Source organism: Caballeronia ptereochthonis (assembly GCF_001545075.1).
Lineage (GTDB): Bacteria > Pseudomonadota > Gammaproteobacteria > Burkholderiales > Burkholderiaceae > Caballeronia > Caballeronia ptereochthonis.
In genome coordinates this window covers 56,922-69,069 of the sequence record NZ_FCOB02000026.1, presented here as the reverse complement: position 1 = coordinate 69,069, position 12,148 = coordinate 56,922, and the positions used below count along the sequence as shown (strand labels likewise).

11 protein-coding genes are annotated in these 12,148 nt (G+C 66.9%); 8 read left to right on the top strand and 3 right to left on the bottom strand.

Features of this window, described 5'->3' with window-relative positions; all coding sequences use genetic code 11:
• Window positions 1-16 precede the first annotated feature (16 nt).
• The 3 genes from AWB83_RS25260 to AWB83_RS25250 all read left to right on the top strand — a co-directional run bounded on the left by AWB83_RS25260 (window position 17) and on the right by AWB83_RS25250 (window position 2,800).
• Complete coding sequence (locus AWB83_RS25260) at window positions 17-844, top strand: shikimate dehydrogenase family protein (protein ID WP_087048400.1); 828 nt, start codon at window positions 17-19, stop codon at window positions 842-844.
• A gap of 353 nt (window positions 845-1,197) precedes the next feature.
• Window positions 1,198-2,079 carry an alpha/beta fold hydrolase gene (locus AWB83_RS25255; RefSeq protein ID WP_087048351.1) on the top strand — a complete coding sequence of 294 codons (882 nt, stop codon included), beginning with the start codon at window positions 1,198-1,200 and terminating at the stop codon, window positions 2,077-2,079.
• 238 nt (window positions 2,080-2,317) lie between these two features.
• Window positions 2,318-2,800: a hypothetical protein gene (locus AWB83_RS25250; protein WP_087048350.1), complete on the top strand. Its 483-nt coding sequence runs from the start codon at window positions 2,318-2,320 to the stop codon at window positions 2,798-2,800.
• Here the strand turns inward: AWB83_RS25250 and AWB83_RS25245 are convergent.
• The gene (locus AWB83_RS25245) at window positions 2,794-4,146 is read right to left on the bottom strand and encodes an MFS transporter (protein WP_087048349.1); all 1,353 of its coding nucleotides are present in this window, start codon (window positions 4,144-4,146) and stop codon (window positions 2,794-2,796) included. The genes AWB83_RS25250 and AWB83_RS25245 overlap by 7 nt on opposite strands.
• Window positions 4,147-4,245: 99 nt before the next feature.
• On the bottom strand, window positions 4,246-5,205 hold the full coding sequence (locus AWB83_RS25240) for an MBL fold metallo-hydrolase (RefSeq protein ID WP_087048348.1): 960 nt from the start codon (window positions 5,203-5,205) through the stop codon (window positions 4,246-4,248).
• 182 nt (window positions 5,206-5,387) lie between these two features.
• Here AWB83_RS25240 and AWB83_RS25235 point away from each other — a divergent pair, with 182 nt between their 5' ends.
• Window positions 5,388-6,146 carry an IclR family transcriptional regulator gene (locus AWB83_RS25235; protein WP_167389162.1) on the top strand — a complete coding sequence of 253 codons (759 nt, stop codon included), beginning with the start codon at window positions 5,388-5,390 and terminating at the stop codon, window positions 6,144-6,146.
• Window positions 6,143-6,985 (top strand): IclR family transcriptional regulator, encoded by an 843-nt coding sequence (locus AWB83_RS25230; RefSeq protein WP_087048347.1) that lies wholly within the window; start codon window positions 6,143-6,145, stop codon window positions 6,983-6,985. Before AWB83_RS25235 ends, AWB83_RS25230 begins: the two co-directional genes overlap by 4 nt.
• Here the strand turns inward: AWB83_RS25230 and pdxY are convergent.
• Window positions 6,982-7,869, bottom strand: coding sequence for a pyridoxal kinase PdxY (gene pdxY, locus AWB83_RS25225; RefSeq protein WP_087048346.1), 888 nt, complete (start codon window positions 7,867-7,869; stop codon window positions 6,982-6,984). The genes AWB83_RS25230 and pdxY overlap by 4 nt on opposite strands.
• A gap of 580 nt (window positions 7,870-8,449) precedes the next feature.
• On the opposite strand from pdxY, the gene glgC reads away from it, so the two are divergent.
• From glgC to AWB83_RS25210, 3 genes are all read left to right on the top strand, one after another.
• Entirely contained in the window at window positions 8,450-9,724 is a 1,275-nt protein-coding gene (glgC, locus tag AWB83_RS25220; RefSeq protein WP_087048345.1) for a glucose-1-phosphate adenylyltransferase, read from the top strand.
• A gap of 48 nt (window positions 9,725-9,772) precedes the next feature.
• Window positions 9,773-11,236 carry a glycogen synthase GlgA gene (gene glgA / locus AWB83_RS25215; protein ID WP_087048344.1) on the top strand — a complete coding sequence of 488 codons (1,464 nt, stop codon included), beginning with the start codon at window positions 9,773-9,775 and terminating at the stop codon, window positions 11,234-11,236.
• An 83-nt stretch (window positions 11,237-11,319) separates the two neighbouring features.
• On the top strand, window positions 11,320-12,120 hold the full coding sequence (locus AWB83_RS25210; protein ID WP_087048343.1) for an SDR family oxidoreductase: 801 nt from the start codon (window positions 11,320-11,322) through the stop codon (window positions 12,118-12,120).
• Window positions 12,121-12,148: the final 28 nt, after the last annotated feature.

Here is a 12,148-nt window from a genome sequence, read left to right as displayed (position 1 = left end):
GGAGGCAATCGAGGCAATGGCGCAGGACACTTCTTTTTCCGCATCGCTCGATGCGGGCTTGAGCGGCGCGACCCGCGTGTATTTCATCGTCGGCGATCCGATCGCGCAGGTGCGCTCGCCTTCGGGCGTGACCGCTGCGCTGCGCGCGGCCGGCCGCGACGCGATCGTGATTCCGGCGCACGTCGCGCCCGTGGATCTCGACGCATTCTTCGCGGGTATCGCGCGTCTGCAGAACTGCGACGGCGTCATCATCACCGTGCCGCACAAGTTCAGCGCGACGGCGTTTTGCGAGTCGCTAACGGACGAAGGCGCGTTTCTCGGCGCCGTCAACATGCTCAAGCGCAATCCCGACGGATCCTGGCACGGCGGCGCATCGGACGGCATCGGCATGGTCGCGGCGCTGCGCGACGCGGGCTGCGAGCCGAAAGGCAAGCGCGCGCTGCTGATCGGCGCGGGCGGCGCGGGCTCGGCGATCGGCCACGCGCTCGTCGAGGCGGGCGTGGCGTCGCTCGCGATCCGCGACTTCGACGCCGCGCGCACCGGCGCCCTCGCCTCGCGTCTCGCCGCGCTGGGCCGTGGCGCGGTGAGCGTCGCGGACGATGCGGGCGCGGAAAGCTACGACCTCATCGTGAATGCGTCGCCGGCGGGCATGCGTCCCGGCGATCCCTTGCCGATCGACGTCTCGCGTCTCCCGGCGACGACGTTCGTCGGCGACGTGGTGACCAAGCCGCCGCTCACACCCTTCATCGAAGCGGCCCGCGCGCGCGGCTGCACGACCGTCACCGGCACGCAGATGTTCGGCCGGGTGTGCGATGCGATCGTGCAGTTTCTCGTGAAGGAATGAGCGCGTCGCGCCGGAAGCGAAACGCCGCCTGATGCAGCCGGCGTCTGATGCAGGCGGCGTTTTTTTGCGAGCGCAACGATCATGCATATCGAACGACTTCGACGAAACCCTTGCTGAAACGCAGTGCTTCGCGTCCTCGATTGTGCGGCGCGCCCGCGTTTGCCATACTGCATTCGGTTGCCCTGTCTCCTCACGCGTCCGTCTCCCGACTGCGGAACCCACAAGCCGGACGCGCTCTCGCCGCCTTCACAGGCGGCATTTTTTTGCGCGCGCCCATTACCTCCAAAGTAATCGTCCGCCTCACCCCTCCCTGCGACGATGCGCTCACACCGTTCATCGACAAGGAGACGGACATGCCCGCAGACCTGCATCGAAATCGCGCCGCCATCGCCCGCCCGGGGTTCATCCGCACGCCCGACGGCGCCGAGCTTTTCTATCGCGACTGGCGCGACGAAGGCGCGGCCGGCCACGGCAAGACGATCGTGTTCGTCGCCAGCTACTCGCTGCCGAGCGACATGTGGGCGTATCAGATGCTGCCGCTCGCGCGCCAGGGCTTTCGCTGCGTCGCGTACGACCGTCGCGGCCACGGCCGTTCGAGCGATCCCGGCGGCGGCTACGACTACGACACGCTGGCGGACGACCTCGCCGCCGTCATCGACGCGCTCGACCTGTCCGACATCACGCTCGCCGGCTATTCGATGGGCGGCTCGGAGGCGGTGCGCTACCTGACGCGCCACGGCAGCGGGCGGGTCGCGCGCCTCGTGTTGATCGCCTCGACTCTGCCGATGCTCGCGAAGACGCCCGACAATCCCGACGGCATCGATCGCGCCTGCGTCGATGCGTTCCAGAACGACCTGATGATGGACTATCCGCAGTGGCTCGCCGACAATGCGCGCCCGTTCACCGGGCCGAACGCGTCGCAGGCGATGATCGACTGGGTGCGCGAGATGGCGTTGCGCACGTCGCAGCAGGCGCTTTACGCGTGCAACGAAACGGTGAGCCGGGGCGACTTCCGCGCCGAGTTGCGCGATATCGACGTGCCAACGCTCGTCGTGCAGGGCGACCGCGATGTGTCGAATCCGCTCGAGCTGACTTCGCAACGCACGGCGCGGATCATCCCCGACGCGCGGCTCGTGGTGTACGAAGGCGCGCCGCACGGCGTCTTCCTGAGCGATGCCGCGCGCCTGAGCGCGGACCTCGCGGCATTTGCGAGCGGCACGGCACGGGAACGTTGAAACGCGCGCTTCGCCGCGGCCTGTGGCGGTGACTTGATATCGGGTTCACTGCCACGACCGGAGCACTTGCCGGCATCATCGGCTACGGGTGCGTTCCGACGCCGGAGTTACCGGCGCTCGCCCGCTGGTTCAATCGTCAGACATCTCGCCACACCGTAGCACTGCGAATTGACAGCGATGCCGGCAACATGAAAGGATCGGCGCGAAGTCATCCCCACGCTTAACGGAGTTCACCGCGATGATCTTCCACGCATCCATTCCCGCCAACGATCCGAAGCACGTCGCGCATGTGCTGGCCGAACTGTGGGACGGCTTCGCCGCGCCCTTCTCGCCGTTTCCCGACGCATGGATGGCGGTCGCGGGCGACGATCGCGGCAGCATCATCGAGGTGTATCCGAGCGACAAGGTGATCACGCCGGGCGGCGGCCACGAGGACAGCGTGAGCTACGGCGCGGACACGATCAAGCGCCCGCAGTACAGCGCGTTCCACATGGCCATCGCGACGCCGAAGACGAGCGGGGAAGTCGTCGCGATCGGCGAGCGCGAAGGCTGGCGCGCGGTGCGCTGCACGCGCGGCAACAACTTCTTCCACGTGATCGAATTCTGGATCGAGAACTCGACGATGCTCGAATTCCTCACGCCCGACATGCAGGCGGAATATCTCGCCTTCGCGACGCCCGAGAACTTCAAGGCGATGGCCGCGGCCGCCGCGCCTCAGTGAACCTTCAGGGGATGTGAGGACGCGTCGCCGCGCAGCCCGAACATCAGCGCCGCGCCGCTCGCGAAGAGCAGCAATGCCAGCAGATGCACGGCGAGATCCATGCTGCCTGTCGCGGTGCGGATCTGGCCGATCACCCACGGACTCACGATTCCGCTCGTAATGCCGATGCTGCTGATGAACGCGATGCCCGCCGCCGCGCTCCTGCCCGGCAGATGGCTCGCGGGCACGGCCCAGAAGATCGGCAGCGCGGCGAAGATCAGGGTCGCCGCGACCGACAGGATCGCGAGCATCAGCGGAAAGCTCGGGAAATGCAGCGTGAGCGCGGCGAGCGCGATGCCGCCGCCGAACGTGCAGCACGCGAAGTGCTTGCGCCGCTCGCCGACGCGATCCGAATGGCGCGCAATCAAAATCAGCCCGAGCGCGCCGACGGCATTCGGCACGACGGTGTAGAGGCTGACGGACATCACGTCCGTGATGCCGAAGTCGCGGATCATCAGCGGCATCCAGAAGCTCAGCGTGAGCGATGCGCACGTCAGCGAAAAATAGATGAACGCGAAGAGATAGACGCGCGGATTGCGCAAGGCGTCGAGCAGGCCGGCCCGGTCGTGCGCATCGGCGCCGCCGTTCGCCTCGGAGCACAGCGCGGCGAGCCGCTCCTGCTCCGCCTGCGCGAGCCAGCGCGCGTCGCGCGGCGAATCGACCAGCAGACGCAGTGCGATCACGCCGAGCAGCACGGCCGGCGCGCCTTCGATCGCGAACATCCACTGCCAGCCGTGCAGGCCCATGACGCCCGTCATGTCGCGCATGATCCAGCCGGACACGAGCCCGCCGAACACGCCCGCGACCGCGACGCCCGCGAAGAACACGGACATCACCGCCGCGCGCCGTCCCGCCGGGAACCAGTAGGTCAGATAGAGCACGATGCCCGGAAAGAAGCCCGCTTCGAACACGCCGAGCAGAAAGCGCAGCAGATAGAAATGGCCGGGCGTCGAGACGAACATCATGCCGACCGACGCCGCGCCCCACAAAAGCATGATGCGCGTGAACGTGCGGCGCGCGCCGAATTTCGCGAGCAGCAGATTGCTCGGCACTTCGAAGAGCACGTAGCCGACATAGAACACGGCGGCGCCGAGACCGTACATGGCATCGGAAAAGCCGAGATCGTGCTTCATCTGCAACTGCGCGAAGCCGATGTTGATGCGGTCCAGAAACGACACCACGTAGCACAGGAACAGGAACGGAATGATGCGCCACGCGACTTTGCGAAACAGCGCATCGTCCGACAGGATGTGCGGGCCCGCGGCGGCGCTCGGGCTGAGCGCCGCCGTGCTGATCGACTTCGACATGTCTCGCTCCAGATGGGCGTGAGAAGGCCGGCGTCTCGCGCGCCAGTTGCCTGAGAGAAAGAAGCGGCGCGCGTCAGGACGCGCCGCGAGGGATGGACGTCAGTCCTGCAGGGCGGCCCACATTTCCTTGTCGCGCTCGGCCGTCCAGATGCGCGGATGCCTGATGCCGCTCGCCTCGTCGTAGGCGCGCGAGACGTCGAACGGCAGGCAGTGCTCGTAGATGAAAACGTGGCCGAACTTCGGGTCCATGGCCTTGCGGGTGTGCGCCATCGAGCCCTTCAGATCGAGCTTGTCGGCGACCGCCTCCCTGCCTGCCTGAAGCAGCGTCGTGACGAAATCCTTCGTGTAGTCGAGCCCCTTGTCCACTTCGGCGGGCGACAAAAGCGCGGGGCCGCGGCCCGGCACGAGCTTCTCGGCCTTCAGCGCGCGCAGCGCTTCGAGCGTGGCGGGCCAGTCCTCGAGTTGCGCGTCGCCGCAATAGCAGGCCGCGTCGTATTCGACGAGGTCGCCGGAGAACAGCACCTTCTGCGACGGCAGCCAGACGACCGTATCGCCCTTCGTGTGGCCCGAGCCCAGATGCGCGATCTTCACTTCGAGCTTGCCGAGCCACAGCGTGATTTCCTTCTCGAAGACGAGCGTCGGCCACGTGAGGCCGGGCACGGTCTCCACGCCCGCGAACAGGCGCGGAAAGCGCTCGATCTCCGATTTCATGTCGGCCTCGCCGCGCTCGACGATCATCTCGTACGTGCCGCGGCTCGCGATGATCTGCTGCGCGCCCTCCTCGAAATACGCCGACGCGCCGAGCACGCGCACCGCGTGGTAATGCGACAGCACGACGTACTTGATCGGCTTGTCGGTGACGCTGCGGATCTTCGCGATCAGGTCCTGCGCCATCGCGGGTGTGGCGGTCGTGTCGACGATCAGCACGCCGTCGTCGCCGACGATCACGCCGGAGTTCGGATCGCCCTCCGCCGTGTACGCGTAGGCGTTGTCGGAGAGCCGGGTGAAGGTGATCTTCTTCTCTTCCAGATCGGCCTGCGATGCGAATGCTTTTGCCATGGTCGTGTCTCGCTTCCATTCTCGTGGGGATGAGTGGATGATCGGCGTCGTGCCGATTTTTGTCAACAGCAAGCGTACTTGCTATTTGCAAATATCGGGTAAATACCGAACTGCTTCGTCGGATGATTCCTGCTCGGCTAACATCTGCCATTCGTTCACTTTTCATCGATCGCGGAGTGCTCTTGGTTCGTTCCGAATCTGGCGAAGAAAGAAAACAGCGCGGCATCCAGAGCGTCGAAGTCGGCGCACGCCTGCTCGATGCGCTCGCCGCCCGCCGCGAGCCGCTTGCGCTGAGCGCCCTCGCCGAAGCCGCGGAGCTGTCGACTGCGCAGGCGCATACGTATCTCGTCAGCCTCACGCGTCTCGGGCTCGTCAAGCGCGACGCCCTCACCGGCAACTACGAGCCCGGTCCGCTTTCGCTCCGGCTCGGTCTGTTGAATCTGGAGCAGCAGCCGGCGTATCGCGCGGCGGCGCCCCGCGTCGCGGCGCTCGCGCTCGCGACGGGCATGAGCGTCGCGGTCAGCGTGGCCGGGCCGCAGGGGCCGACCATCGTGCGTTACGAGCGCGGCGGCTTTCCGCTGCACGTCAATCTGCACGTGGGCACGGTGATGTCGCTGTCGGCGACGTCGACGGGCCGCGTGTTCCGCGCCTTCGACGACCCGACCCGCGTCGCCGCGATGCTCGCGCATCAGGCCGAAACCGACGCGCCGGAGATGGCGGCGCACATCGACGAGATTCGCGCGCGCGGCATCGAGCGCGGCGTCGATGCGCCGAGCCCGGGCGTGAGCAGCATGAGCGTGCCGGTGTTCGACGGCGCGCATCGCATGCAACTCGCGCTGACCGCGATCGGCCCGACCGGCCTGTGCGATGTCGCGTGGGACAGCCTGCTCGCGCGCGCCTTGCAGGATGCGGCACGCGATATCGCCGGACGGCTGTCATGACGATGTTCGAGGAAAACGCCGACGCCCGGCCGCAACGCGGCATCAACGCGCTCGACGCGACGGGCGACCTGCTGCGCGCACTGGTCGCGGCGGGCCGGCCGCTGACGCTGCGCGATCTCGCCTTCGCGGCCGGCATGGCGCCCGCGAAGGCATTCGCGCATCTCGTGAGTCTCGTGAAGGTAGGCCTGCTCGCGCGCGACGAGGCGGGGCTCTTTCACGCGGGCAGCCTGAGCCGCGAGCTCGGGCTCATCGCGCTGCAGCGGCTCTCGCCGATCCGCGACGCCGAAGTCGAGATCGTCGCGCTTGCCGCAAGCACGTCGATGACGGTCGCGGCGGCCACGCTCGGTCCGCTCGGGCCGACCGTGATCCGTCTGGAGGAATCGGCGCGGCCGCAGCACGTGAGCCTGCGCGTGGGCACCGTGATGTCGCTCGTCAATACGGCCATCGGCCGGGTGTACGCGGCGCATCTTTCCGGGGAAATGCTGGCGAGCCTGATGGAGCAGGACGGCATCCGGCTCGCGGGCGCGCAGCCGGCTTCAGTCTTCGAAGGCGATGAACGGCACGTCGGCGCGCTGAATGCCGCCTGTCGCGCGCGCCTCGACGAGATCCGGACACGCGGCTTCGATACGGCGCTCGGCGCACCGGTTCCCGGCATCCACACGCTGGCGGCGCCGGTGTTCGATCACACCGGCAGCGTGTGCCTCGTGCTCGCCTTGATCGGTTCGGCGGGCGGTTTCGACAGCGCCGCCGACGGTCCGCTGGCACGCGCGCTTCTGGCCGCGACGCGGCGGTTGTCGTGGCGCTTCGGGTTCATGGAAACCGGCGGCGAAGCGAACTAGCCGTCCCTGCCCCTGACCGTCTCCGTTCCCGTTACACGGATCGCGGGAAAACGGTCGACCGGATTGGCGATCTCGTCCTGCGAAGCGACGATCTCCAGTTCGTAGCGCCCCGCATCGTACGTCGCCCTGACAACGGCATTGACCGCCGCGAGCGTATGCTCGAGCGCCTTGCGCAGCGAATCGCCGAGCAAGGTGCGCGCGACGAACACGCCGCTCGTCAGATCGCCTACGCCGACCGGCTGACGCGCGAACGGATAGAGCGGGCGCTGCGCGAACCACGCTTCGGTCGGGCTGACGGCGAGCATGTTGAAGGTGTCGGCGCGGCTGTTGCGATCGAGCAGATGCTTCACCAGCACGATGCGCGGACCGCGCCCGAGCACTTCGCGGCAGGCGTCGACGGCTTCCTCCACCGTCTCGATGGTCCGCCCGACGAGCTTCTCCAGTTCGACGTGATTGGGCATCATCGCATCGGCGATGCCGGGCATGACGGTGACGAGGAAGTCCTCGATGCCCGGCGCGACCGTGCAGCCGCCCGTCTGGCCCATGACCGGGTCGCAGAAGAAGAGCGCGCGCGGATTCACCGCCTTCACCATCTTCACGATCTCGACCACCGCCCGGCCCTGCTCCGGCGCGCCGAGGTAACCCGAGAGGACCGCGTTGCAGCGCGCGAGCACGCCGATCGCGCCGATGCCCTCGATCACGTTCTGCAATTCGTCCGCGTCGAACGCGCTGCCGGTCCAGCGGCCGTACTGAGTGTGGTTGGAGAACTGCACGGTGTTGAGCGGCCACACGTTGACACCGAGACGCCGCATGGGAAAGACCGCCGCGCTGTTGCCCGCATGGCCGAACACCACATGCGATTGAATGCTCAGGACGTTGTTCATGTTCTGATTCCCGATTGATTCCCAATTGATTCCAGGTTGTTCGGTCAGGTGAAACGTTTATCCGGGCGGCCCTCGCAAGTCCGTTGCCGTCCGCATCTTGCAGCGCAGCGCGAGCGCGACGCTGCGAAGCATGCGCGCGGATGCCGCTTGCGGAGGCGTGTCCGGACTGCATGCCTCGTATTGTGCCGCGCCTCGACGCAGTGCGGCATGGCCTGCTCGTTATAAATTGCGCGCAAGCGTCTTGTCGAGCGCCGCGACCGGCGGAAAACCAAAGGGTCGCGCGCCTGCAACACCGCCAGACGCTTCGGCGGGCCGCCCGGCACGCTCGTGCGGCATTCGGCACGCCGCTTGCTCGATGCGGCGGGATTCAGCCATGCGCGTTCAGGCGGCCGAGTGACAGCGGCAAAAAAACGGGCGACTTCCATACACGAATTCCGATGCGCGCCGGATAATGCTCCAACGACGTCGCGCGCCGGCGCATTCCAGCGGCCCGCGCCTCAATTACCGCACGCATCGAAAGCACAAGAGGACGAACACACGGCAAGAAACCAATAGTCGCAGGTCAAATCAGGAGGCTGACATGGAGACGCTGTCTAAGAATCGCACCGATTTGCAGAAGTCGACCCTCGCAATCGTCCTCGCCGGCGGGCGCGGCACTCGTCTCGGGCCGCTCACCGACAAGCGGGTCAAGCCCGCGGTCCATTTCGGCGGCAAGTACCGCATCATCGACTTCGCGCTGTCCAACTGCCTCAATTCCGGCATCCGCCGCATCGCCGTCGTCACGCAATACAAGGCGCATTCGCTCATCCGTCATCTGCAGCGCGGCTGGGGCTTCCTGCGGGGCGAGTTCAACGAGTTCATCGATATCTGGCCGGCGCAGCAGCGCGTCGATTCGAGCTGGTATCGCGGCACGGCGGACGCGGTGTATCAGAACCTCGACATCGTCCGCTCGATCGGCCCGGAATTCGTCATCGTGCTGGCGGGCGATCACATCTACAAGATGGACTACACGCGCATGGTGCTCGATCACGTCGAGAGCGGCGCGGACTGCACGGTCGGCTGCATCGAGGTGCCGCGCATGGACGCGGTCGCGTTCGGCGTGATGCACGTCGACGAAAACCGCCGCGTCACCGACTTCCTGGAAAAGCCCGCCGATCCGCCCGCGATGCCCGGCAAGCCCGATATCGCGCTCGCGAGCATGGGCATCTACGTGTTCAGCGCGAAGTACCTCTACGAGATGCTGCAGGAGAACATCGAGACGTCGAACACGGATCACGACTTCGGCAAGGACATCATTCCGCGCGTCGTGACGACGGGCAAAGCCATCGCGCATCCCTTCGGCATGTCGTGCGTGACGTCCAGCAGCGATCCGGAAGCGCCTGCGTACTGGCGCGATGTCGGAACCGTCGACGCGTACTGGGCCGCGAACCTCGACCTCGCATCGACGATTCCCGAGCTCGATCTCTACGACCGCAAATGGCCGATCTGGACCAACCAGGAGCAGCTGCCGCCCGGCAAGTTCGTGCGCGACCTGAATGGCCAGCAAGGCGCGATCACCAATCTGCTCGTGTGCGGCGGCTGCGTGATCTCGGGGTCGCAGGTGTCGAAGTCGGTGTTTTCGTCGGCGGTGCGGGTGCACTCGTTCTGTAACATCAATGAGGCAGTGTTGTTGCCGCAGGTGACGGTCGGGCCGAGCTGCCGCCTGCAGCGCGTCGTGATCGACCGCGGCTGCACGGTGCCCGAAGGGCTCGTGGTCGGCGAGGATCCGGACGACGACGCCGCGCGCTTCTTCCGCACGGAATCGGGAGTCACGCTGATCACGCGCGATGCGTTGCAGCGGCTCGAGCAGCGTTAGACGCCGGCGCGCCGGCCGAACACGAAAATCAAACCGACGGGAGCGCCGATGACCGTATGCGTGCTGCATGCCGCAGCAGAAATGTATCCGCTGTTGAAAACCGGCGGCCTCGCCGATGTGGTCGGCGCGCTGCCGCCCGCGCAATCGCAACTGGGCACGGATGCGCGCGTCGTGCTGCCGGGCTTTCCGGCGGTGCTCGCGGGGCTCGACGATCTTCAGCCGGTGGCCGACCTGGGCAGCGCGTTCGGCGCGGGCGACGTCAGGCTCGAGCGCGGCGTGCTGCGGCCGCACGGCGTGGTCGTGTACGTGGTGCGCGCGGACCGGTTCTACGACCGTCCGGGCAATCCGTATCTCGACGGCGCGCATCGCCCGTACGCGGACAACGACCGCCGCTTCGCGCTGCTCGGCTGGGCCGCGGCGCGCATCGCGACGGGCGCCGATCCGGCATGGAAGCCGCATATCGTGCATGCGCACGACTGGCATGCGGGTCTCGCGCCCGCGTATCTGCGCGCGTTCGAGCGCGATGGCGCGCCGAAAGTCGGCAGCGTGATGACCGTGCACAACCTCGCGTATCAGGGCACGTTTCCGGCCTCGGAGTTCGGCGCGCTGCAACTGCCGGGCGACTTCTACGCGGTGGACGGCGTGGAGTTCTACGGCCACGTCTCTTTTCTGAAGGCGGGTCTTTACTACGCCGACCGCATCACCACCGTGAGCCCGACCTACGCGCGCGAAATCCAGACGCAGGCGCACGGCGCCGGACTCCACGGCCTGCTGCAAACGCGCACGCACGACATCACCGGCATTCTGAACGGCGTCGATTATTCGATCTGGAGCCCGTCGGTCGACGAATCCATCGCGTCGAAATACACGGCCGCGAAGCCTTCGGGCAAGTCGAAGTGCAAGGCGGCGCTGCAGGAGCGCATGGGCCTCGCGCGCGACGACGACGCCCTGCTCTTCGGCGTCGTCAGCCGGCTGACCGAGCAGAAGGGCCTCGATCTGCTGCTCGCGGCCGTGCCCGACATCGTGCAGCGCGGCGGGCAGCTCGTCGTGCTCGGCACCGGCGACCCGGCGCTCGAAATCGGCATGAAGCATGCGGCGGCGGCGCATCCGGGCGCGGTCGCAGTGGAGCTCGGGTTCGACGAAACGCTGTCGCATTCGATCATCGCCGGAAGCGATGTCGTGATGGTGCCGTCGCGCTTCGAACCATGCGGGCTCACGCAGCTGTACGCGCTCGCGTATGGCTCGCCGCCGCTCGTGCATCGCGTGGGCGGGCTGGCGGACACGGTTGTCGATTGCTCGCTCGAAAATCTCGCCGACGATCTCGCGACCGGCTTCGCGTTCGATACGTTCGATCTTCGGGGCATCGTCGGCGCGATCCGGCGGGCCTTCGCCCTGAAGGCGCGGCGCACGGAGTGGAAGGCGGTCGCGAAACGCGCGATGGGTCAGAACTTCGGCTGGGAAGCGGCGGCGAGCAAGTACGCGGAGGTGTATCAGGGGATTCTCGACCACTGAGCGCCGTTGCGTCCGTCCATCGTCCTTCTTCGCGGGCGCGCGCCTTGCTCCAGCCGTAAGACGATTCGACAAGGAAAACGCGCATGCACAAACCCCTCGCAGGCCAGATCGCGCTCGTCACGGGCGCGAGTTCGGGCATCGGCTCGGGCGTCGCCACGGCGCTCGCCGATGCGGGCGCGCACGTCGCCATCAACTATCACGCGCACGCGGAGCCCGCCGAAAAGCTCGCCGCCGCGATCACGGCGAAAGGCGGTGAAGCGTTCGCCGTCGGCGCGGACGTGTCCGACGAAGCGCAGGTCGATGCGATGTTCGATGCCGTCGTGAAGCGCTTCGGCACGGTCGATATCGTCGTGGCGAATTCCGGGCTGCAGAAGGACGCGAAGTTCACCGCGCTCACGCTCGCCGACTGGCGCCTCGTCATCGAAACGAATCTCACCGGCCAGTTCCTCACGGCGCGGCGCGCGGTGCGCGAGTTCGAGCGGCGCGGGCCGCGCAACGTGTCGAGGGCGCTCGGGAAGATCATCTGCATGAGCTCCGTGCACGAAGTGATTCCATGGGCCGGGCACGTGAACTATGCGGCGTCCAAGGGCGGCATCCAGATGATGATGAAATCGCTCGCGCAGGAAGTCGCGCCGCAGCGGATCCGCGTGAACGGCATCGCGCCGGGTGCGATCCGCACGCCGATCAACCAGGGCGCCTGGGACACGCAGGCAAAGCTCGACAAGCTGTTGACGCTCGTTCCATACGGGCGCATCGGCGAGGTCGAGGATATCGGCCGCGCGGCCGTCTGGCTCGCGTCCGACGAAAGCGATTACGTGGTCGGCACGACACTGTTCGTCGATGGCGGCATGACGCTCTATCCGGGATTCGCGGACAACGGCTGAACGCGCTTCGGCCATGAATCGACGGAGA